General features: G+C 65.0%; 22 protein-coding genes and 1 pseudogene. 13 read left to right on the forward strand and 10 right to left on the reverse strand.

What is annotated here, in order from left to right; all coding sequences use genetic code 11:
• Positions 1-5: 5 nt before the first annotated feature.
• Entirely contained in the window at positions 6-2243 is a 2238-nt protein-coding gene (locus tag LG661_RS18665; RefSeq protein ID WP_230533397.1) for a xanthine dehydrogenase family protein molybdopterin-binding subunit, read from the forward strand.
• 34 nt (positions 2244-2277) lie between these two features.
• On the opposite strand, the gene LG661_RS18670 is transcribed toward LG661_RS18665, so the two are convergent.
• From LG661_RS18670 to LG661_RS18680, 3 genes are all read right to left on the reverse strand, one after another.
• A complete protein-coding gene (locus LG661_RS18670; protein WP_230533398.1) occupies positions 2278-3006 on the reverse strand; it encodes a BON domain-containing protein in 729 nt (242 codons plus the stop codon).
• An 84-nt stretch (positions 3007-3090) separates the two neighbouring features.
• A complete protein-coding gene (locus tag LG661_RS18675) occupies positions 3091-3552 on the reverse strand; it encodes a PRC-barrel domain-containing protein (RefSeq protein ID WP_230533399.1) in 462 nt (153 codons plus the stop codon).
• Positions 3553-3658: 106 nt separating this feature from the next.
• Entirely contained in the window at positions 3659-4933 is a 1275-nt protein-coding gene (locus LG661_RS18680; protein WP_230533400.1) for a hypothetical protein, read from the reverse strand.
• 156 nt (positions 4934-5089) lie between these two features.
• Here LG661_RS18680 and LG661_RS18685 point away from each other — a divergent pair, with 156 nt between their 5' ends.
• From LG661_RS18685 to LG661_RS18700, 4 genes are all read left to right on the forward strand, one after another.
• On the forward strand, positions 5090-5578 hold the full coding sequence (locus LG661_RS18685; protein ID WP_230533401.1) for an Hsp20 family protein: 489 nt from the start codon (positions 5090-5092) through the stop codon (positions 5576-5578).
• A gap of 87 nt (positions 5579-5665) precedes the next feature.
• Positions 5666-6175: an Hsp20/alpha crystallin family protein gene (locus LG661_RS18690; protein WP_230533402.1), complete on the forward strand. Its 510-nt coding sequence runs from the start codon at positions 5666-5668 to the stop codon at positions 6173-6175.
• A 59-nt stretch (positions 6176-6234) separates the two neighbouring features.
• Positions 6235-6690, forward strand: a complete 456-nt coding sequence (locus LG661_RS18695) for a hypothetical protein (protein ID WP_230533403.1) — start codon at positions 6235-6237, stop codon at positions 6688-6690.
• The gene (locus tag LG661_RS18700; RefSeq protein WP_230533405.1) at positions 6675-7412 is read left to right on the forward strand and encodes an NADH dehydrogenase ubiquinone Fe-S protein 4; all 738 of its coding nucleotides are present in this window, start codon (positions 6675-6677) and stop codon (positions 7410-7412) included. Before LG661_RS18695 ends, LG661_RS18700 begins: the two co-directional genes overlap by 16 nt.
• A gap of 73 nt (positions 7413-7485) precedes the next feature.
• Here LG661_RS18700 and LG661_RS18705 read toward each other — a convergent pair whose 3' ends face one another.
• Entirely contained in the window at positions 7486-8037 is a 552-nt protein-coding gene (locus LG661_RS18705) for a sigma-70 family RNA polymerase sigma factor (protein WP_268995488.1), read from the reverse strand.
• A gap of 342 nt (positions 8038-8379) precedes the next feature.
• On the opposite strand from LG661_RS18705, the gene LG661_RS18710 reads away from it, so the two are divergent.
• The 8 genes and pseudogenes from LG661_RS18710 to LG661_RS25695 form a co-directional block, all read left to right on the forward strand.
• Complete coding sequence (locus LG661_RS18710; protein ID WP_230533406.1) at positions 8380-8742, forward strand: response regulator; 363 nt, start codon at positions 8380-8382, stop codon at positions 8740-8742.
• A gap of 119 nt (positions 8743-8861) precedes the next feature.
• Positions 8862-9476 carry a ribonuclease D gene (locus LG661_RS18715; protein ID WP_230533408.1) on the forward strand — a complete coding sequence of 205 codons (615 nt, stop codon included), beginning with the start codon at positions 8862-8864 and terminating at the stop codon, positions 9474-9476.
• 109 nt (positions 9477-9585) lie between these two features.
• Positions 9586-10326, forward strand: a complete 741-nt coding sequence (lptC, locus tag LG661_RS18720) for an LPS export ABC transporter periplasmic protein LptC (protein WP_230533409.1) — start codon at positions 9586-9588, stop codon at positions 10324-10326.
• Complete coding sequence (locus LG661_RS18725; protein ID WP_230533411.1) at positions 10323-10949, forward strand: LptA/OstA family protein; 627 nt, start codon at positions 10323-10325, stop codon at positions 10947-10949. Before lptC ends, LG661_RS18725 begins: the two co-directional genes overlap by 4 nt.
• 105 nt (positions 10950-11054) lie before the next feature.
• The gene (lptB, locus tag LG661_RS18730) at positions 11055-11843 is read left to right on the forward strand and encodes an LPS export ABC transporter ATP-binding protein (protein ID WP_230533424.1); all 789 of its coding nucleotides are present in this window, start codon (positions 11055-11057) and stop codon (positions 11841-11843) included.
• An 89-nt stretch (positions 11844-11932) separates the two neighbouring features.
• Positions 11933-13360 carry an RNA polymerase factor sigma-54 gene (gene rpoN, locus LG661_RS18735; RefSeq protein WP_230533412.1) on the forward strand — a complete coding sequence of 476 codons (1428 nt, stop codon included), beginning with the start codon at positions 11933-11935 and terminating at the stop codon, positions 13358-13360.
• A 433-nt stretch (positions 13361-13793) separates the two neighbouring features.
• On the forward strand, positions 13794-14252 hold the full coding sequence (gene ptsN / locus LG661_RS18740) for a PTS IIA-like nitrogen regulatory protein PtsN (RefSeq protein WP_230533413.1): 459 nt from the start codon (positions 13794-13796) through the stop codon (positions 14250-14252).
• A gap of 1020 nt (positions 14253-15272) precedes the next feature.
• Positions 15273-16322 (forward strand): annotated as a pseudogene (locus LG661_RS25695) (methyl-accepting chemotaxis protein); the annotation flags it as partial.
• On the opposite strand, the gene LG661_RS18750 reads toward LG661_RS25695, so the two are convergent.
• The 6 genes from LG661_RS18750 to LG661_RS18775 form a co-directional block, all read right to left on the reverse strand.
• The gene (locus tag LG661_RS18750; RefSeq protein ID WP_230533415.1) at positions 16309-16776 is read right to left on the reverse strand and encodes a GNAT family N-acetyltransferase; all 468 of its coding nucleotides are present in this window, start codon (positions 16774-16776) and stop codon (positions 16309-16311) included. The pseudogene LG661_RS25695 and the gene LG661_RS18750 sit on opposite strands and share 14 nt — an antisense overlap.
• A 111-nt stretch (positions 16777-16887) precedes the next feature.
• The gene (locus LG661_RS18755; protein WP_230533416.1) at positions 16888-17904 is read right to left on the reverse strand and encodes an alpha/beta fold hydrolase; all 1017 of its coding nucleotides are present in this window, start codon (positions 17902-17904) and stop codon (positions 16888-16890) included.
• A 78-nt stretch (positions 17905-17982) separates the two neighbouring features.
• Positions 17983-18705, reverse strand: a complete 723-nt coding sequence (locus LG661_RS18760; RefSeq protein WP_230533417.1) for an SIMPL domain-containing protein — start codon at positions 18703-18705, stop codon at positions 17983-17985.
• An 88-nt stretch (positions 18706-18793) separates the two neighbouring features.
• Complete coding sequence (locus tag LG661_RS18765; RefSeq protein WP_230533418.1) at positions 18794-19882, reverse strand: polyamine ABC transporter substrate-binding protein; 1089 nt, start codon at positions 19880-19882, stop codon at positions 18794-18796.
• 77 nt (positions 19883-19959) lie between these two features.
• Positions 19960-20985 (reverse strand): hypothetical protein, encoded by a 1026-nt coding sequence (locus LG661_RS18770; protein WP_230533419.1) that lies wholly within the window; start codon positions 20983-20985, stop codon positions 19960-19962.
• 17 nt (positions 20986-21002) lie between these two features.
• Positions 21003-22157, reverse strand: a complete 1155-nt coding sequence (locus tag LG661_RS18775; protein ID WP_230533420.1) for an aminotransferase — start codon at positions 22155-22157, stop codon at positions 21003-21005.
• Positions 22158-22306: the final 149 nt, after the last annotated feature.

Raw genomic sequence — 22306 nt, forward strand, 5'->3', positions numbered from 1 at the left:
AGGCGATGCTGCAGGAAAAGGGCTATATCGGCACTCCTCGGAACCGCGTCGACGGACGCGCCAAGGTGACGGGCGAAGCGAAATACGCGGCGGAGTTCGATGCGCCGGACCTTGCCTACGGCATCGTGGTGTCGAGCGCCATTGCCAAGGGGCGCATCGCATCGATCGATGCGGACGCGGCGCTGGCGGTGCCCGGCGTGCTGCAGGTCTTCACCCATGAGAACCGCCCTCGCACGGCCTGGTTCGACATCAACTTCCGCGACGAGACCGCTCCTCCAGGCTCTCCCTTCCGACCGCTCTACGACGATAAGGTGGTCTATAGCGGGCAGCCGGTCGCCCTGGTGGTGGCCGAGTCCTTCGAGATCGCCGCCTATGCGGCTTCGCTCGTGCGGATCGCCTACGAGCCCGAGACGCACATGACCGATCTCGATATCCAGCGGGATGAGGCCTATGTGCCGCCGCGCAAGCGTACGGGGGTCAAGCGGCCTCCGAGTCCCCGCGGCGATCCCGACGGAGCATTCGAGCAGGCGCCGGTGAAAGTGCATGGCGAGTACCGCGTCGCCATCGAGCACCACAATCCGATGGAGACCCACGCCTCCACCGTAGTCTACGAGGAGGACGGCACGCTCACTATCCACGACAAGACGCAGGGGTCGCAGAACAGCCAGAGCTACGTTTCGAGCGTCTTCGGGCTTTCCAGCGACCAGGTGCGCGTGATTTCACCCTTCGTCGGCGGAGCGTTCGGCTCGGGTCTTCGGCCGCAATACCAGCTCTTCCTGGCAGTCATGGCGGCGCTCGAACTCAAGCGCTCTGTGCGGGTGGTCCTGACCCGGGACCAGATGTTCACCTTCGGCTATAGGCCGCTCACGATCCAGACCATCTCGCTCGGCGCGAACCCCGACGGGAAGCTCGTGTCCATCATGCACGATGCGATCCAGACGACCTCTCCCTGGGAGGACTACCAGGAAGTCGTCGTGAACTGGTCGAACCTTCTCTACCACTGCGACAACGTCAAGCTGACCTACCGGCTGTCGCAGGTCGATACCTACACGCCCATCGACATGCGTGCGCCCGGGGCGGCGCTCGGCGTGACGGCGATCGAGACCGCCATGGACGAGCTGGCCTATGCGGCTGGCATCGATCCGGTCGAGCTGCGCCTGAGGAACTACGCGGAGATGGACGAGGCCGACAAGAAGTACTTCACGAGCAAGGAGCTTCGGGCCTGTTACCAGCTCGGCGCCGAGCGCTTCGGCTGGGCGAGGCGCAACCCCGAGCCGCGCTCCATGCGCGAGGGGCGCGAGCTCATCGGCTGGGGCATGGCGAGTGGCGTGTGGGAGGCCATCATGCAGAGGGTCGCCGCGCGTGCGGCCCTGACGCCCGACGACCGGCTCGAGGTCGCATCCGCCACGGCCGATATCGGCACCGGCACCTACACCATCCTGACGCAGATCGCAGCGGAGACCCTGGGGCTTCCCATGGAATCCGTCACCACGAAGATCGGGGATTCGAGCCTGCCGAAATCCCCCGTCGAGGGCGGATCATGGACGGCGGCCTCGGCAGGTTCCGCGGTGCAGAAGGCCTGTCTCTCCGTTCGGGAGCAGCTCTTCAAATACGCCCGCCGGATGGACGATTCACCGCTTGCCAATGCGAGCATCGAGCAGGTCACCTTCGCCGGCGGCCGGATTCATATGACGAACGACCCGAGCGCCGGCGTCACCCTTCAGCAGGCCATGCAGGCTGGCGGAGTCGACAGGGTCGAGGCGGAAGAGAAGTCGAGCATGGGCCTGCTGAAGAACATGCGCTATTCAGGATATTCTCACTCCGCCATCTTCGCCGAGGTCCGGGTCGACGAGGAGCTCGGCGTCGTCCGGGTGACACGGATCGTGAATGCGGTCGCCGCAGGCACGATTCTGAACCCCAAGACCGCGCGCAGCCAGATCCTGGGCGGGGTCGTGTTCGGGATCGGCATGGCGCTGGAGGAAGAGTCGATGCTCGACCACAATCTCGGGCGCTTCATGAACCACAATCTGGCCGAATACCACGTGCCCGTGAACGCGGATGTCTACGACATCGACGTGATCTTCGTGTCCGAGCACGAGGAGAGGCTCAACCCGCTCGGAGTCAAGGGCCTCGGCGAGATCGGCGTCATCGGAACGGCGGCGGCCATCGGCAACGCCATCTATCATGCGACGGGCAAACGCATCCGCGATTACCCGATCACAATCGACAAGCTGCTCGGCTAAGGCGCCGTGGATCGGGCGCGGCGCGCCCGCCCGCTCAGCGCCTGAGCTCACCCGGCGGCTGCACACGCAGATTGTTCTGCACATGCGTCACGCCTGAGACCGCTTCGGCGAGATCCTCCGCCTGGCGCTTTTCGAACCGGGTGGGGACTGTGCCGGAGAGCGTCACCTCCTGGTTCTTCACGATCACTTCCACCTCGGAGGCATCCACATAGGGATCGTCGGTGAGCAGCCGGTGAATATCGTCCGCGATCCGCTCGTCGGAGCGGCGGTAGTTGCGTGGTCCGCGCCCGCGATGGTGCCGCGGCTCGCCCTCACGCGGCTCCAGGCCAACGCTGCCGGCGAGATCCTCGTAGAAGTGCTCGGCCGCATGGACAAGGCTGCGTCCCGCCTGCCGGTCCCGCTGCCAGGCGTCGCCGGATTGGTGGTGTCGAGCAGGAGAACGCGGGCGGCGGGGCTCGACGCGATGCTCCCGCCGGTCATAGGAACGGTCGTAGGGTCCTTCGCCCCGGAGCGGGTATTCGGGAGCATAATCGGTGCCGGGCCAGGGCGCCCCGAGCGGGGCACCGGTCCCGGTCCGGGTGTAGGCCTCGTCGACAAAGTAGTCCTCGGGGATGCGCGGGCCCCAAAAGCGGGTGTCGGAACCCCTGTCGCCATACTGCTCGTAGGCCGGACGGCGCTCAAGATAGGCGCCTTCCTCGGCGCGGTACTCGTTGTGGAGGTATTCGTCGAGTCCCTCCCGACCCCGATAGTCCCTGATCGCCATGGATGAATCTCCCCAATACCGAAAGACAAGCTGTCGTGGGGTGAACCTCGACCTGCCGTCCCGGTTCCATCCGGGAGGATTGGGTTATTTGAGGCCAGGCACAGCACTCACGAGCTGCTGCACCTCCTTCATGCCTTTCAGTTCGGAGAGACTCACGGGCAAGGTGATGCCGAGCTTGCCCGAGGTTTTCGCGACCTTGACGATGGAGAAGGGCACCGGGATCCGGTCTCCACCCTGACCCTGAGGTACAAGAATGGCGGCGACGATGCGCCCGCCCGGAACGGCCACGAGATTGTCCACCGTGCCGACGGTATCGCCTCCGGGCCCGGAAACCTGAGCGCCCAGGAGATCCTTCACGAGAAGGCTGTCCTTGGCGCTCGACGTCAGGGTGTCGGCGGCGCTCTTGGCGGCGGAAGCGACATCGCCCGGCATGAGCTGCTGGGCTGCCTGCGCCGGGTTGGGCGTGCCCTGGGCTGTGGCCGGCTGACTCCCCATCGTGGTGGCGACCATGAGAACGGTCGGAAGGACGGCAACGACGATCCGCATGAAGAGCCTCCGATAATCCTAGGATGTGAGGGATGTGCCGCTCCAGTCGCCCGGAGCCTGCCGTGCCAACCCAGGGGACTGCATTTGGTTCAGATTTCCGACGGGCTCAGGCCGAGCCGAGGGTGGAAAGCACGAACTCGGACGTGAGGATCACCATCCACGGGAAGAGGAAGAACGCATTCAAGGGGAGGATCGCCGGCATCGGCTCGACCTCCCCGCGCTCATCGGTCGAGCGGCGCAGGAAGGACATGGCGACTGGCCCCCAGCCGGTCGTGACAGCAATCAGGACCATTGCGATCACCGCGCCATAATAGCGGTCGACGACCCGCGCGAAGATTGGAAAGACGGCCCATGCGAAGGCAGCGCTCGTCAGGATCGCAAGCAGGCCGGACGCGGCCATCAAAGGTGTGACAAGCGTTATCTGGTGCAGAGGAATGCTCATGATGGCGTAGGTGAGCACGAAGCTCATGGTCGGCCCGAGCAGGAGAACCGTGAGCGCCGCTTCGGGAAAGCGGTCGGGCCCTGCCACCCTTTCGAAGGTGAGGCGGCTCAATCCTCCGAGGAGATAGGAAATCACGATGACCGGCAGGATGTCCTCGCTGAAGCTGGGCATTATCGCCAGCAGGAGCGCCTGGATCGAGAAGGCGAGGGCAATGAGGGCGAGGATGAGCACGATCAGGTGAGTCATGCGCTGTCCGAAGACGCTCACGGCAATCGAGGGCGTCTTCTCGTCCTGCGCCGGAGGTTGCGGCGGCTCCTTGCCGGCCTTGCGGAAGAATCGACGTCCGCTCCAGGATGCCAGCAGAGGCCCGAGGATGATGCCGAGCATCATCATGCCGTGAGCCGTTGCCTGGGGATCGGCATAGGCCGGGCGCAGCAGGTCGGCGAGGGCCGGCGGCACTTGCGTTGGCGGATTGAGGTTGTAGGGCGCTCCGACATAGGCGAGCGGCCCGGTCATCACCGCCGTTTCCAGCGGATGATCCGTCAGCAGGGCGAGAGGAAGGGCGGCGAGGAGCATTAGCCAGTAGAGGCAGAATCCCGCCACCAGAAAAAGCCCGAAGACAGGAAGGCCGTTGCGGAGCACTCTGGGCGTGAGGTGCAGGCCCATATTGGTGGTGAGCAGCGCAATGAGAAAATCGACCTCGACACCATCGTGCGGCATCCGGACGGGAAAGCCGAATCCGCGCGGAAGCAACAGGGCAAGGGCTCCCAATAATCCTGCCGTGATCGGAAGAGGCAGGAAGCGCCGCAACCAAGGAAACGGCCTGTCGGCGAAATCGACAGCCGCGAAGGCGAGGCCTGCCAGCGCGACGGCCGCATAGAACGGGAGTTCATATTCCTGCATGAAGGACGGAACGTGCGGCTCGCCTGCAGGATCCATGAACCGCGAAACCGTTGCCTCCGCTCAGGGGTCTTGAAAATCCGAAAACCGCTTCCTAAAATCTGCATTGCCAAGGCTTATCAATAGCTTGGCATTTCGGGCGCCGGCGGGTGTCCGGCGCTCTCATGTCCATGTTGCTCAATGGAGGATGTGGTGATGAGAACAGCTTTCGATTTCTCTCCTCTGTATCGTTCGACTGTCGGCTTCGACCGGCTGTTCGACATGCTCGACCATGCGACCCAGGTCGAGCCCATGACCAACTGGCCGCCCTACAACATCGAGAAGGCGGGCGAGGACCAGTATGTGATCACGATGGCGATCGCGGGCTTCTCGACCGACGAGATCGAACTCACCCAGAAAGAGAACCAGCTTATCGTCACGGGCCAGAAGAAGGGCTCGGAAGAAGGCAAGCAGTACCTGCATCGCGGCATCGCGACCCGCGCCTTCAAGCAGAGCTTCAACCTCGCAGACCATGTGAAGGTCACGGGCGCAAGCCTCGATCACGGTCTGCTCACCATCGAGCTCAAGCGTGAGGTGCCCGAAGCGCTCAAGCCCCGCCGGATCGAGATCCAATCCGCCAATGGAGCGAAGAGCCTCGGACAGGGCAACCAGCCTCAGCAGATCGAGCACAGCCAGGCGGCGTGAGATTCAATGGCCGAATGCAACGGCACCGGCGACAGGCCGGTGCCGAACGAACCCGTGTGAACTGATGCAAGAGCAAGGAGAAGCGTCATGAACATGCGTGATCTCATTCCCTGGGGCCGCAGCCAGCAGGTCCCGAGCCGTTACCGCGAAGAGGGCGATCCCTTCATGACCCTCCATCGCGAGATGAACCGGCTCTTCGATGATGTCTTCCGCAACTTCGACATCGCGCCCTTCGGCGGCGTGGGCCAGGGAATGCGCTGGCCCAGCGTGGAGGTCATTGAGAACGACAAGGACGTGCGCGTCTGCGCCGAGCTGCCGGGCCTCGACGAGAAGGAGGTCGAGGTACTGATGGGCGACGGCGTTCTCACCATCCGCGGCGAGAAGAAGTCCGAAGTGGAGGACAAGGAGCACGCCTTCAGCGAGCGGTATTACGGCCGCTTCGAGCGCCGCATCCCGCTCCCCTGGGAGGTCCAGGAGGACAAGGTGGAGGCCTCGTTCAAGAACGGCGTGCTGACGGTGGCGATGCCGAAATCGGCGGAAAGCAAGCCGTCGGTGAAGCGTATCGCCGTCAACGGTGCCGATGCGACCAAACATTGATGTCTCAGGATGCCCGGATCTCCGGGCATCCCCTTCGCTGATGTGAGGAAGGGATGACGATGCACGAGCCGAACATTGCCGATACACGCATTCACATCGACGCCGGACGGACGAGACGGGATGCTCCCGAGGCCTGTTCTGCCCTTTTTCCGGAAGCCACGCTCGCGGAGGCGCTGGTAAACCCGGGCGGCATCTTCCGGGATCCGCACAAGGTCGCTGAACATCCGTCGTTCTCGCCCGAGGAGAAGCGGATCATCCTGCTCTCTTGGGCGCGCGACGAGCTGGTGGTGGAGCAGGTGGCGAGCGGAGCCCTGCCCGAGCTGCGGCGAAAATCGAAGGGCGAGGCAGTGATCGAGGCGCTCTCGCATTTCGATGCCCTCGCTGCGGCGGAATACCGTGCCGTCCTGACGTCGATCCGAGGCCTCGTGCCCGGTGCGGGGTCATGGATGCGGATGGCGCCGTCCGAACATCAATCGTCGGTCATCCGAGGAGGAGAAACATGCAGGAGCGCATGATCGGCATTGGCCATAACCGCCCGCCGCGGCTCTGTCCGATCGCAGGCCAGCCCTGGCCAGCGGATGCTCAGGCCGTGATCGCCTGCCGGGAGCGGCCCGTCACCACCTCCGGCAGTGCAGGCGCGAAAGGCTGGATCCTGCGCTTCGAGCGCCGCACGCCGCCTGTCGTCGAGCCGCTGATGGGCTGGACGGCCGGAGGCGATCCGCTGGCGCCGATGGAGCTGACCTTCGACACGCGCGAGCAGGCCGTTGCCTATGCCGAGCGGGAGGGACTGGCCTACCGCATGGCAGACGGGGCAACTGCACATGAACGCGATACGGATCGGGAAGCAGACGAGCGCACAGCCATGGAGAGCGCCGCGGGTGCGGTCGTATGGCTGTCCTTGCTGCAGAATCGCTACGGCCGATGCGATGCGCCCGATCTGCCGGAACTGGAGCGCGCCCGTGTCAGTCCTGCCGCCGTGTTCGAGGCGCCTGAAGATGTGGTGCATCACCCGCTCCTGACCCTCGATTGCAAGCGCGAGATCCTGTGGCGCTGGGCTTGGGACGAGTACCTGCTCGACATGGCCAGCACCGACGGGATGCCTGGGGGCGAGCCGTCCCGTCTGCCGGAGGTGAGGATGGCGCTGCGCCGCCTGAACAGCGAGTGGAGTCCCGATCCGGCAGCGCCTGCGGCCATCATCGTCCAGTACAGGCGCGAGGGGAACGCGCTCGCAGCCTGACACGGTATGGACTTCGGCCTCTGACGATCAGGCCTGGCGCCAAAGCCTGCGCCGGGTCCCGTTCACCCCGGTTTCAGGGCCCCGAATGCATGAAGAGGGCCGCTTTGACCAGCCGGTCGGGACCGAGATCGTCCTGGGCATCGAAGTTCAGGAATTCCGCCAGGCGGCTGCGGGCCCGGTTGATGCGGCTCTTGATGGTGCCGATGTTAGTGCCGCAGATTTTCGCCGCCTCCTCGTAGGACAGCCCCTCGGCCGCAACAAGGAGAAGAGCCTCGCGCTGGTCGACGGGCAGTTTGCTCAGGGCTGCGAGCATGTCCGTGAAATCGAGGCGTGCGCCCTGCTCCGGCATTACGGCGACCTTCTCGGCCCATGCACCTTCCGGATCCTCCACCTCGCGCTTGCTCTTGCGGGCCTGGGTGAGGAAATCGTTGCGCAGGATCGTGAACAGCCAGGCCTGCATGCTGGTGCCGGGCTGAAACTTGTCGAGGTTGTCGAGGCCCTTGAGCAGAGCGCTCTGAACGAGGTCGTCGGCTCGGTCGACGCTGCCGGACAGCGAGATCGCGAAGGCCCTCAGATGCGGAACGGCGGCGAGCATCTGGTCTTTCAGAGAAGTCTCAGCTGCCAATCTTCCGACCCCTACCAACTTTAAACCAAAGGAAATGCCGCTTTGTCAGCCCTTGCATTAACGTATGTGAAGCTAGGCAACCTTTAGCCTTTTAATCTTATGGCGGGAAATAACGCCGCGATCCGGGTGGGCAAGTCCTGCCCGAGTGCTCTTCACAACATGCTATCACGACTTCTAGCTGTGAAAAGCCTTCGACGGGCGAAACTTTACATGGGTGAATGAAACCTGTCCGAGAACGCATCAAAATTCTTCCTCGCGGAGGCGCGGGTGATTCGCCTTGGCAGTTCGGTCAGGTGCTTCCTGGCGAGCCTGTATTGTCACGAGACCTATGAGGGCGGCATCATGACCCAACCCTGCTGCATGATCGTCGAAGACCAGGCGCTGATCGGGATGTCTCTGGAGGCCTCCCTGGAGGACGCCGGCTTCAGGGTCGGCGGACCGTTCCCCAGCAACGCCCAGGCCCTGCAGTGGCTCGAGCGCGAGACACCCGCGGTTGCTTTGCTGGATGTCATGCTCAATGACGGAGCCTGCCTGCAGATCGCCAGCGCCCTGAAGAGCCGGGGCGTGCCCTTCGTCATCTATTCCGGCCTGCCGCCATCTGCCGAGAGGCCGCCGGAGCTGCGGGACGTTCCCTGGCTCGAAAAGCCGGTGCATCGCGAAACCCTCGCGAAAGTTCTCGAGGAACTGTCCGCGGCCGAGGTCTGAGGGCCTGCAACCGATGCGGGCGACCGGATCTGCGGCGGCAGCGGCCTCGAAATTGGTTCCACTTTTCCACGCAAGGCGCTAGAGCCGAGGCCGATATGTCTCGGATTTCTGGAACCACCATGACAACCCGCTTCCACCGCGGCGACCTGCCCGCGGATTACCAGCCCGGTTTCGCAATTGCCGTCGACACGGAGACGCTCGGCCTGAACCCGCATCGGGACCGGCTCTGCGTGGTCCAGATTTCGACCGGCGACCGCACTGCCGACGTGGTGCAGATCCTGAGGGACGGACCTCTGCCCGAGAACCTGGTCCGGGTGCTCTCAGACGAGAGCGTGCTCAAGATCTTCCATTACGCCCGCTTTGATCTCGCCGTTCTCTTCCACGCCTTCGGGGTCATGCCCCGCCCCGTCTACTGCACCAAGGTCGCCTCGCGCCTCGTTCGCACCTATACGGACCGCCATGGGCTGAAGGACCTGGCGCGGGAGCTCATCGGGGCGGAGCTTTCCAAGCAGCAGCAATCCTCCGATTGGGGCGCGGATACGCTGACGCAGGCCCAGCTCGACTATGCCGCATCCGACGTGCTGCACCTGCACGCCCTCAAGGACAGGCTGGACGGAATGCTGGAGCGGGAAAACCGGCTCGGCATCGCCCATCAATGCTTCAGCTTCCTGCCCACGCGGGCCCAGCTCGACCTCCTCGGCTGGGCGGAAACGGACATCTTCGCCCATTCTTGACGGGACCTTAAACTTTCCCGCATAAAACCCATATCCGTCATAACATCGCCACGGCGCTTGGGCATGTGGCGCCGTTCGCAAGGTTCAAGACGGACAAGGGTGTTCAGAAGTGGCGGGAATCCAGGGCATCGCGATGCGTGACGGCCCGGCGTCGAGGCCGGCTGCACGGGCGCGCGACTTCAACAAGGCCCGCCGTCACTCCCGCTGGGTCCGGTTCGCCAAGATCGCCATTCCCCTCGGCTCCCTGCTCGCCATGGGCGGGCTTGGGGTCGTGACCTATCTCGACCCTTTCCGAAAGGTCGAGGGCCTGACCGTCGGCCCCATTGGGGTCAGCGGCACCAACGTGACCATGGAAAGCCCGAAGCTCACGGGCTTCAAGAACGACAACCGCCCCTACGAGGTGACGGCGAGCGCCGCCACCCAGGACGTGCGCAACCCCAATTTCGTCGAGCTGAAGGATCTCAAGGCTCGCATCGTCACGGACGACAAGGGCAGCGCCGCGAGGCTCGAGGCCGCCATCGGCATCCTGAACACCCAAAAGGAGCAGATGAACCTGCGCCAGGACATCCGGGTCCGGACGGATTCTGGCCAGGAGGTCCATCTCAGCTCCGCCTTCGTGGACTTCAAGGCGGGCACGGTCGAGTCCAAGGAGCCCGTCACCGTGTTCCTCGGCAACGGCGTCATCAAGGCGACGGGCCTGAAAGTCACCGAAAGCGGCAAGGTCATGCAGTTCAAGGGCCGGGTCTCCACCGTCTTCGAGCCCTCGTCCGCCTCCGAGACATCCTCACCAGCTTCCGCCGACCCGGCCGCTCCGGCGCCTGCGGCCCAACCGACAAGTGTCCGCCCATGATGAGTCTCCGACATGCCGCGCTCGCGGGCGCGCTTCTTCTTTCGGCGATGGCGCCGGCGGCCCTGGCCCAGGTAGGCGGCAAGGAGCGCGCCGTCGGCTTCGGCAATTTCGGCGCCAGCAAGGAGCCGATCAAGATCGATGCCGACAAGCTGGACGTTTACGATAAGGAAGGCCGCGCGGTCTTTTCCGGCAACGTGGTGGCGGTCCAGGGCGACAGCACCATGAACTGCTCGCTCATGACGGTCTATTACGAGCAGCGGAACCAGGAGGGCGGCGCTCAGGCCGCATCGGCCGGACCCCAGACCGCAGACGACAGCGCGATCAAGAAGATCGATTGCAAGGGCCCCGTGACCATCGTGTCGAAGACCCAGGTCGCGACCGGCGACAACGCCATTTTCGACCGCATCGCCAACAAGATCTACCTGACCGGCAACGCGGCCCTGAGCGATGGGCCAAACGTGACGCGCGGCGAGCGGGTGGTCTATGACATCAATACCGGCATCGCCAATATCGAGACCGCCCCCGGCGGTCGGGTGAGGGCGCTGTTCGTTCCCGGCAGCGGCGGAGCGGATCCTGCAGCAGGCGGCACTAAGCCGAAGCCGCAGAAGCCAGCGACGAACTGAGGCGGGGCATCGTCCCGTCCACCTTCAATTCCATGCGATGATTGTCCTGTGAAATCCCTGTTCAACCGTTCCTCGACCGCTCCGTCCGACGTGAGCATTCTGGAGGTGAAGCCGTCTCGGCCGGAGCCCCGTTTCTATGAGCGCGTCGAGGACGAGCACGTCTTCGGCGGCCCGGGCATCCTCGCGGTCAAGGGACTGCAGAAGAGCTATCGCAGCCGCACCGTGGTGCGTGACGCTGGCCTGAATGTGCGCGCAGGCGAAGCCGTCGGCCTTCTCGGCCCCAACGGCGCGGGCAAGACCACCATCTTCTACATGATCACGGGCCTCGTCGCGGCGGATCGCGGCGTCATCAGCCTCGACGGGAACGACGTGACGACTCTGCCGATGTACCGCCGCGCGCGTCTCGGCATCGGCTACCTGCCGCAGGAGGCCTCGATCTTCCGCGGCCTCAATGTCGAGGACAACATCCGGGCCGTGCTCGAGATCGTGGAGCCGAGCCGGAAGGAGCGCGAGCGCAAGCTCGATGCCCTCCTCGACGAGTTCAACATCACGCGCCTTCGCAAGTCGCCCTCCATCGCGCTCTCGGGCGGCGAGCGGCGGCGCTGCGAGATCGCCCGGGCGCTTGCCGGCGAGCCCACCTTCATGCTGCTCGACGAGCCCTTCGCAGGTATCGACCCGATCGCGGTCGGCGACATTCAGAACCTCGTGCGGCACCTCACCCGCCGCGGCATCGGCGTGCTGATCACGGACCACAATGTCCGCGAGACGCTGGGCCTGATCGACCGGGCCTATATCATCCATTCCGGCCGGGTCCTCACAGAGGGCACGCCGGACGCCATCGTCGCCAACGAGGATGTGCGCCGCCTCTATCTCGGCGAGGACTTCCGTCTCTGACAGGAACGGCCGCCTTTGACGGCGGCCTGCCCGAAGGGTAAACCGGAAAAGGCATGCAAGAAGCATGCCGGAATGTTCCGGGTGCTTTCATGAGTTCGCTGCAACGGCTGGAACTGCGCCAGGGCCAGTCCCTGGTCATGACCCCGCAGCTCGTTCAATCGATCAAGCTGCTGCAGCTCTCACAGCTGGAGCTGTCGGCCTATGTGGAGGCCGAACTCGAGCGCAATCCCCTTCTTCAGGAGGCCGGCAGGGAAACGGATGTCCCTGCCCCGACCCTGGCCGATTTCCTCCAGGCCAAGGAGAGGAGCCGGACCGCCGGACCACGCCCGGCTCCCGGTCTTCCTCCGCTTCGAGGCGAGGCGGTCGGCTCGGGTACACAGGCCTCCGGCTCCGGCCACGGGGAGATCAAGCTCGAGCTCGAATCGACGCTCGCCCGCCATGCAAGCCTGGCGGAGCATCTCGAAGCACAACTCGATCTCACCACGGCCGATCCGCGGCTTCGCGCCCTCGGCGAGTACCTGATCCACAGTCTGGATGAGGCAGGATATCTGACGGAGGATCTCGAGGAGATCGCCGAGAGGATCCACGTTCCGCCTGACGAGATCGAGACCGCCCTGCATCTCGTCCAGAGTTTCGACCCGCCGGGAATCGGCGCCCGCAACCTGGCCGAATGCCTCGAAATCCAGCTGCGGGAACGTGACCGGCTCGATCCGGCCATGCGGCTTCTGCTCTCCCGCCTCGACCTCGTTGCCCGCCAGGATGTTGCCGGTCTCATGCGCCTGTGCGGCGTCGACCGGGAGGATCTGATGCAGATGCTCGGTGAGATCCGCGGCCTGGAGCCCAAGCCCGGCCTTATCTTTGCAGCCTCGACCGTCCAGCTTCTCGTGCCCGACATCTTGGTGCGGCCGAATGCGGAGGGCGGCTTCACGGTCGAGCTCAATTCCGAAACCCAGCCCCGGATCCTGCTCAACCGGTCCTATTACGCGGAAGTGGCGAAGCAGGTGCGCAAGGATGAGGACAAGGCCTTCCTCTCTGACTGTCTCCAGACCGCCAGCTGGCTGACGCGCAGCCTGGATCAGCGGGCGAAGACCATCCTGAAGGTCGCCACCGAGATCGTGCGCCAGCAGGAAGGCTTCTTCCGGGAGGGCGTCGCCTCCTTGCGCCCCCTCACCCTCAAAGTGGTGGCGGAGGCGATCGGGATGCACGAATCGACCGTTTCCCGGGTCATCACCAACAAGGCCATCGGCATCTCCGCCGGCGCGACCTACCCGATGAAGTACTTCTTCGATGCAGCGGCGGGGGAGGGCGGGCATGCGGCCAAGGCGGTCCGGCACCGAATCAAGCAATTCGTCGAGGATGAGGCTCCCGGCCAAGTGCTCTCGGATGAGGCAATTGCCCAGAAATTGAAAGCCGAGGGGATCGACATCGCCCGGCGCACGGTCGCGAAATATCGCGAAGCCCTCCGAATCCCCTCATCCGCCGAACGCCGCAGGGCAAACCGACTGCGATTGACGTGAATCGGGCTCTTCAAGGCTTGTCTTGCCTTCCGGAAGCATCATCATTCGTAGCGTCAACTCTTGAAGGTCGGCCTTTAGGGCGAGCGCAGTACGGGAGGACAGCGATATGGCTATGAGCGCACCGGGCCGGATGATCGCCACGGGCGAACCCCCTGGATCGCAGGTCGAGGACGGCGATTTCGACGAAGGCTGCTCCGGCCGCGTGGCCGCCGTTGCCTCCGCCAATGGTCTTAATTCGTCCGGAGAGGCCGCCCTCGTATGTATCCCTGCTAGCACCGCGCGCGTTAACGTCGTATACCGCCGCAGCGACGGGCGATCGGCTGGATCATCCCGCCGACCGCACGGTTTTGACGGAGGAGACGCCGTCTTGGCCCGTTTTTTGCTTGGAACGCTGCGAGGCCGCACCGGCTTCACAACCTATTGCAGTTGATCGATGCCTTTGCTTGATTTTCTAGATCCAAAGGCCGTTCTGCCCGCTCTGCGGGTCAGCGGCAAGAAACAGGCTCTGCAGGAGATGGCCACTCATGCGGCCCGTCTCACGGGCCTGTCCGAGACGGCGATCTATGAGGCTCTGTTGCAGCGGGAGCGCCTTGGCTCCACGGGCATCGGCGAAGGGATCGCCATTCCCCACGGCAAGCTGCCGGGCCTGAACCGGATCTTCGGGCTGGTGGCGAGGCTCGACAAACCCATCGATTTCGAGGCCCTCGACGGCCAACATGTCGACATTCTCTTTCTACTGCTCGCCCCAGAAGGGGCCGGGGCGGACCACCTGAAGGCCTTGGCCCGGGTGGCCCGCGTCCTGCGCGAGCCCGGCGTGATCGAGCGGGTCCGCGCCACGCGGGACGCGGCTGCTCTCTACGCCATCATGACCGAGATGCCTCAGGCAGCATGAATGCTGTCCTAACGTAAAGTCATCTTTAACTCCTGGTTGCCATCCTACCGGCCGAAAAAGACCTGGAGATTCGGCGGGATGGCGTTTGGTGATCGGTTGCGTCTGCCCTCGGTTCGGATGCGCGTTGCCGCCCTGAGCGGCGTGATGGTGCTTGGATTCGCCGTGATCGGCGCTGTTTTCCAGACCGGTCGGAGCGAGGTGGAGCAGGCGCTTGAGCTTCAGCAGGCCTATTCCGCCCTGGCCGAGAACGCCTATCGTTTCCGCAATCAGGCCGATGCCCTGAAGATCACGGCCCGCGAATGGACGTCGGCCCGTCTGGACCACCACGGCCAGGCCTTCATCGAGAAGCACCGCAGCCTCACGGCCCAGCTCGACGCTATGAAGACCACACCTGTGGCTGCGCTCATCACGCCTGAGATCGAACAGCTTCAGCAACATGCGGCGGCCCTGAGCGGACAGGCCGTCAGCCTCGACAAGCTCTACCGCGACATCGGCTATCAGGCGGAAGACGGTGCTCGCGGACAGCTCCTGACCGCAGCGGCGGAACTGGAAAAACTCGTCCGGCCCCTCGCGAGCGACGGCGAACCGGATCCCCTGCGCCTTTATGCGGCGATGCATGGCATGTTCCGCCAGGAGGCGACGGCCCGGCTCCTGCTTGAGGACAGCATCCTGGGCGCTTTCGACGTCGAACAGGGCCGCTTCACCAGAGCGCTCGGTCGTCTCGAGGCAAGCGCCGTCGAGACGAAGCCTGCGATCGGGACCGCCGGTGAAGCCTATCAGGCGGCCTTCCAGGCCTGGGCCGAACTCGAGAAGCAGGTCTCGGGCGAGGGCGAGCGCCTCATGGGGCAGTTCGACCTCCTCGTGCCGATCCTCGACCAGCTGCTCACCAAGGTTCAGGCCGAAGCGGCGGCGGCCGAGGCGCAGCTCACCGCTTCGCAGCAGCGCACCTTCACCCTCATCCTGTGGGCCATGGGCGGTACGCTCCTGCTGGGCCTGTGCCTCAATCTCCTGGTCGGACGCTCCATTTCCCGGCCGCTCGCCCGACTCCAGAACGCGATGCAGCGCCTGGCGGACGGCGATGCGAGCCTCGAGATCCCCTCCACCGCTGCCACGGACGAGATCGGGGCGATGGCCCGCACGGTTCTCGTCTTCCGCGACAATGCCCGTGAGCGCGAACGGCTGGCCGGCGAGCGCGAGGGAATGGCGGCGCTCGAAGCCGAGCGGGCCCATGCCATTGCCGGCGCCATCGGCGCTTTCGATGCCTCCGTCGAACAGATCCTGGCCGAGGTCCGGCGGGTCACCGGTGATCTCGCCGCTGCTTCCGGACAGCTGGAGGGTTCGGCGAACCACGTTACCGAGCAGGCGCAGATGGCGGGCGATGCTTCGAACCGGGCCTCTCAGGGCATGTCGGCCGTGGCGAGCGCTGCCGAGGAGCTGGACGCATCCCTCAATGCGGTGGCGGCCCAGACGAGCGCATCGGCCAAGGCCTCGGAGCGCGCCGTGGCCGAGGCCCGCGGGGCGTCCGAAAGCATGTCGGTCCTGTCCTCGGCAACGTCCCAGATCGGCGAGGTGGCGGACCTGATCCGCTCCATCGCGGAGCAGACCAACCTCCTTGCGCTCAACGCCACCATCGAGGCGGCGCGGGCAGGCGGGGCCGGCAAGGGCTTCGCGGTCGTGGCAAGCGAGGTGAAGGCGCTGGCGAGCCAGACGACCAAGGCGACCGAGGATATCGCCCGGCAGATCGAGGCGGTGCAGGCCGCCTCCCGGGAAACGCTCGTGGCGCTCGGCGGCGTCCAGGCCTCCATCGAAGATCTCGCGGGCGTGGTCTCCACGGTCGCCGGAGCCGTCAGCCAGCAGACGGACGCGGTCTCCGAGATCGCCCGCTCCGTCGCCCAGGTCTCCAGCGAGGCGCAGGCGGGCGCATCGGCCATCGGAACGACGGAGGACGTCGCCGCGAAGTCCCTCGACGCCGCCCGTGCGGTGGCGGATCTCTCCGTCACCCTGGAGCGCCAGGCCGAGCGCCTGAGTGCCGAGATCAACCAGTTCCTCGACAGCGTCAGGGCCGCCTGACGCTGTAGCTCCGGGCCGCTTCGACGGACCAGCGGGCGATCAGCTTCTCCGACAGGGTCGCGCCGATGGCCTTGTAGAAGGCCTTGGCCGGTTCGTTGTCGACGAGCAGTTCCCAGCGAACCATCAGGCCTTGCCCGGCTGCGATCTCGGAGAGTCGATGCATCAGGGCGCGGCCGATGCCGCGGCCCCGGGCGGCTTCCGAGACGAACAGGTCGTCGAGATTGAGGAAGTCAGACCCGCTCCAGATCGAATAGCGGATCATGTAGCTCAGGAATCCGAGGACCTTCCCATTGCTCTCGGCCAGCAGGACCCTGAAGCGCGGCTCGGGCCCGAAGCCATGCTCCCGCAGGCGGGCTTCGTCGGTCTGGATGGCGTAGGAGAGATTCTCGAACGCCGCCAGTTCCTTGATGAGGGCGAGGATGGCGGGCACGTCCTCGATGCTGGCCTCGCGCACGGATACGGTGCTGGACTTGGGATCCTGCTGAGCTGGTGTGAGTTCATCACCGCTTAGCCCAAGCTGCCAAGGCTGTCAGCTTTGCCGTTCGAGCCGGCTCATGCCCGGCGCTCAGGAATGCAGGAGGCCGGCTCGGTCTCCAGCGCTTTCCTCGGAACGGACCCGCGAGAGCACCGACTGGACGGCATCGGCGATCTCGTTCGGATGATCCTCGATCGTGAAGTGATAAGCGCCCTCGATGACCCGCAGATCCGCATCGAGCCTCCCTGCCAGCTCCTCAGCCGAGTCGAGACCCAGCGGATCCTTTTCGCCCCACACGACAAGCGTTGGGCAGCCAAGGGGATGGAGGTCATGCCCGATCCGTACCGTGTCCTGGTTGGAGAAGAATCCGAGCTGATGGGCGAAGGCGGACGGGCCGTTCTCCCCAGAATAAGGACGCCAGAACAGCTCCCGCGATTCTGCCGCGACGGCCTGATCGGTGTGCCCCAGATTGACGAGGGCTCCCTTGAAGACGGGCTCCAGCAGGCGCGGCGGACAATGTCCGATGGCGGACCTCATGGCCCTCGCAGCCTTGACGGCCGGAACGGGCCAGTTGTCGAAGGCGACGCTGTCCGTGAGCACAAGGCCCAGGAACAGGTCCGGAGAGGTCGTCGCAAGATGCTGCACGACGCCGCCGCCGTAATCATGGGCGACGAAGACCGCCTTCTCGATCCCGAGGTGCCGAAGCCATGCCCGCAGATAGGAGGCCTGGGCCGGAATCGACAGATCCCTTCCGAAACCTTCGCGAAGGGATCCTCCGAAGCCGACCAGCTCCCATGCCAGGCAACACACGCCGCTGTTCGAGACGCGAGGCAGGACATAGCGCCAGGCGCGGGGATTCGTCGGCAGGCCGTGAACGAAGACGACGGGAAGTGCGGTGGCGGGGTCGTCTCCGTGCTGCTCCCACCGCATCCGGATGCCATCGACCGTGGCGCTGCGGATTCGCTCCGGGGCGGCGGGTCCCGTCACCCGAGGAGCGGCCGAACGGGTCTGCGCTCGCGAGATCGCAACGGCGGCGCCGGCCAGGGCCAGCCCTCCGAGGAGGAAGGGCCACGTTTTCTGGGTGCGGGCTAGGCGTCGACGCTGCATCGGCTGTCCTCCTGACCGGGGCAACCGCACCCGGCCTGGTTCGTTCCTGCGCCGCGACGCCCTATTTGGTGAGCCGCCTTACTGCCGCCCGGCCATTTCCCAGACGAGCTGCACATTGGCCGTGTAGCGGATCGTGGCGGGCGGGACGATCGGGACCGATTCGGGACCCTTGGCCATGGCCATCGACATGCGCATGTCCTGCTGCGGCTCGAAGATCTGGGCGGATCCGTCCTTGATCTCCAGCAGGCGGCCGAGGGAAACGCCGGCGGCGGAGGCATAGACTTCGGCCTGGCGGCGGGCGTCGCGCACGGCGGCCTCACGGGCCTTGTCGCCGCCCTCCTCCTGCCGGTCGAGACCGAAGGAGACGGACTGGAAGGTCATGTCGCCGCTGGCGAGGATCTCGCCTGCGAGCCGTCCGACCCCGTCGAGGTCGCGGGTGGTGATGCGCAACTGGTGATGGGCCGAGAATTTCGGCACCTTCACCTGCGTGCCGTCCGGCCGCATCTCCTGCGGGGTCTGGAAGACCTGGAAGTTCGCGGTCCGGATGTCCTCCTTGGGAATCCCGAGGCTCTGGATCCGGGCCAGCACCCGCTCCGTCGCGGCGCTGTTGGCGGAAGCCGCCTGGGCCACCGTCTCGGCCTGGGTCGCGACCGTCACGAGGATGCGGGCGAAATCGGGTTTCAGCTCCGCCTCGCCGGTGCCCATCACGCTGATCGTGGGCTGGCGGGGTGTGTCGCTCTGGGCCAGGGCCGGAGAGGCGAGGGCGAGGGACGCGAGGGCTGCAAGGGTCACGAGGCGCATGGAAAACCACCTTCCGAAATGAGTGCTCCGCCCGGAGGCGGAGCATCGAGGCTTGGCGGATGATCCGGGATCGATCCTGACCGCCGGATTAACGGCCCGTCTTCACCCGGGTCCAGAGCCGGGTGACGGTGCGCTGGGCGCGTTCGTCATAGGCCGTGTTGGTGAAGAGGCGCTTCATGGTCGCCTCATCCGGATAGATGCCGGGATCGTTGAGGATCGCAGGATCGATATGCTTCTTGGCGGCGAGGTTGCCGGAGGCATAGGATACGAAGTTCGTGTTCCGGGCGGCGATCTCGGGGCGCAGCATGAAGTTGATGAATTCATGCGCCTCGGCCACGTTCTTGGCGTCCGCGGGGATCGCGAAGCTGTCGAACCACATCAGAGCGCCCTCGCGGGGGACCACATAGGCGATCTCGACGCCGTTCCTGGCTTCCTCGGCGCGGGAGCGGGCCTGGATGATGTCGCCCGAATAGCCCACCGCCACGCAGATGTCCCCGTTGGCGAGCGCGTTGATGTACTCGGAGGAGTGGAACTTCTGGACGTTGCCGCGGATGCGGAACAGGGCGTCGCCGGCCTTGTTCAGATCCTCGGTGCGCTTGGAATCGGGGTTGAGGCCGAGATAGGCCAGGACGCCGGGGAAGAGATCCTCGGGTGAATCCAGCATGTAGATGCCGCAGGACTTCAGCTTCGAGGAGATCTCGGGCTTGAGCACTAGGTCCCAGGTGTTCAGAGGCACGTTCTCGCCGAGGATCTCCTTGACCTTCTTCACGTTGATGCCGATGCCCGTGGTGCCCCACATGTAGTTCACGGCATGCTGGTTGCCCGGGTCGAACACGGCGAGGCGCTCGGTCACCTCGGGCCACTGGTTGGCGAGGTTCGGCAGCTTCGACTTGTCGAGCTTCTGGAAGATCCCGGCATTGATCAGCCGCTGCAGGAAGGGGCCCGAGGGCGCGACGATGTCGTAGCCGGACTGGCCCGCGAGCAGCTTGGTCTCGACGATCTCGTTGTTGTCGTAGGTGTCGTAGACGACCTTGATCCCGGTCTCCTTCGTGAACTCGTCCAGAACCTCCGGATCCACGTAGTCGGACCAGTTGTAGACATTGACGACGCGCTCCTGGGCGGCGGCGCCGGTGAGGAGGCTGAGGCCCAGAGCAACCGAGGCGAGAAGACGGAACATCAGGGGTGGGAACTCCTAAAAGTCAGAAAAAGCCTTGATCGGCGAAGCGGTTAATTGAAATCCTATTGCCCTGCGCGTCAAGGCCGTTCGGGATGGATTCGACTCTTCGTGCGGCTCTGGAGGAGGCGTTCGTATTCGGAGGTCGCTTCGTCATAGCCTCCGGAAGCGAGGATCTCGCTTGGATTATCGATACGTTGGCGCATTCCTGTCTTGAAGGTTGCGTTGTCGAAATCCGCATGCGCGCCGCAAAATGCCCGGGCGCAATACCCTCCCTGGTCATCGAGAGCGATCTCCTGGCCTACAACCTTCAGGGAGAAGTGACAGGCAGGCGTTGGATCGCCTTCTTCCGGGACGCTGCGATAGACCAGTCGGGAGCCTTCGACTTCGGCGATCCCGGTAAGATGACAGGCGTGATAGCCGTTGATCTCTGCAGTGATGTAGAAGCTCTTCTCCCGGTAAGGGACGATTTCAAGGACGTTCTCAGTTCTGAAAGGCCGCTCGGAACCGGGCATGGGGGCCTCGACCGGAACCCGGTAGATGCCGACCAGATATTCTATCGAACCCGTGTCGGCTTCATCCTTTCGGCGCTCGTATTCCGCGACGGCCTCCCGGTACTGCCGCGAGGCCCGGATGCGCTCCAGATAGGTGATGGGCCGCCGGGCGGATTCCTTGAAGACGAACTGGGAGAAATGCGCATTGGCGCCGCAAAGCCGCCGCTCGCATTGCCTGTCCCGGTCGTCGAACAGGATCTGGCCCTTCTCGAATCTCACGGTCAGGCTGCAGGGGGAGGGAGCTTCCCCCTCGTCTCCGGCGCTCCGATAGACCAGGCGGGAGCCCTGGATTTCCGCGATTCCCCATAAGCTGCACAGATTGCCGGTGACGGGGTGGTTCAGCCGGGTGCGGAGATAGGCTCTGGCCTCGCCATAGGGGACGATCTCAAGGATGTTCTCCGTTCGAACGGTCTCTCCGGGACGCCTGACGGCGACGGGGCTGCGATAAACCCCTGCGACGTCCTCAAGCCGGAGGTATTTTTCCTCGGCCGCGCCTGAGCCGAGCATCGCGAGGAGCAGGGCCGGCGCCAGGGCCTGTCGGAGCATCGTCATCGCGCCGCCCCCTCCCGTCACGCCGCCCGCTTCATGGCGTCGGCCAGCCGTTCGAGCCCCGCATCCAGGGTCGAATCCTTCTTGGCGAAGCAGAAGCGCACCACGTTCTTCACCGCGCCCTGCGCATAGAAGGCGGAGACGGGAATGGCGGCGACGCCGTGCTCCAGGACGAGGCGGCGGCAGAAGGCGACGTCGTCGGTCTCGCCCAGGGGCGTGATGTCGATATTGACGAAATAGGTGCCCTGGCTCGGGATCACATCGAAGCCCAGAATCTTCAGGCCCTCGGTGAAGCGGTCGCGGCTGCGGGCGAAGCCCTGGCGCATGCCCTCGAAATAGGCCTCGTCCTTGGCAAGCCCGTAGGCCACCGCGGCCTGCAGGTTCGGCGGCGTGGTGAAGGTGAGGAACTGGTGAGACTTCGCCAGCACCTTCATGATGTGCGGGGCGGCGCAGACGAAGCCGACCTTCCAGCCCGTGAGGCTGAAGATCTTGCCCGCCGAGCCGATCTTCACGGCCCGGTCCCGCATGCCCTCGAGCCCCAGCACCGGCTGGTGGCGGCGGCCGTCGAAGACAACATGCTCCCAGACCTCGTCGGAGATCGCGATGGCGTCGAACTTCTGGCAGAAATGGCTCAGGAGCGCCAGGTCCTCCTGCGGGAAGATCGTGGCCGTGGGGTTCAGGGGATTGTTGAACACCACCGCCTTGGTCTTGGGCGAGAAGGCCCTGGCCAGCGCCTCCTCGGTCAGCCGGAAATGGGGCGGCTGGAGGGAGACGAATTTCGGGATGCCGCCGGCAAGCCGCACGAGGGGCAGGTAGGCGTCGTACATGGGCTCGAAGAGCACCACCTCGTCGCCCGGCTCCACGATTCCGAGGATCGCGCCTGCGAGCGCTTCCGTCGCGCCCGAGGTCACCATGACCTCGCTCGTCGCGTCCAGATCGACGCCCTGCCAATGCTTATAGTGGGCGGCGATGGCGGAGCGCAGCTCCGGAATGCCCATCATGGACGGATATTGGTTGTAGCCGTTCAGCACCGCATCGGCCGCCGCGCGGCGCACGTCCTCAGGCCCCGGATCGTCCGGGAAGCCCTGTCCCAGATTGATCGCACCCGTCTCCCGCGCCAGGCTCGACATCACTTCGAAGACGGTGGTGGGCAGGTTGGCGAAAAGGGGGTTCATGCCGCTCTCTCGTTATTTGTGGCGCTGATCCGCTTCGTATCATGGAGTCGCGGGAGATCGAATGGGTGTCGTGAGGCCTTTTCGCCTCCCGGCCCGGAACGGCCGTCAAAGAGCAGCACCTTCGGGCCCGGAGCCTGTTGGCTCCGAGC

The organism is Microvirga roseola, from assembly GCF_020866965.1.
GTDB classification, from domain to species: Bacteria; Pseudomonadota; Alphaproteobacteria; order Rhizobiales; family Beijerinckiaceae; genus Microvirga; species Microvirga roseola.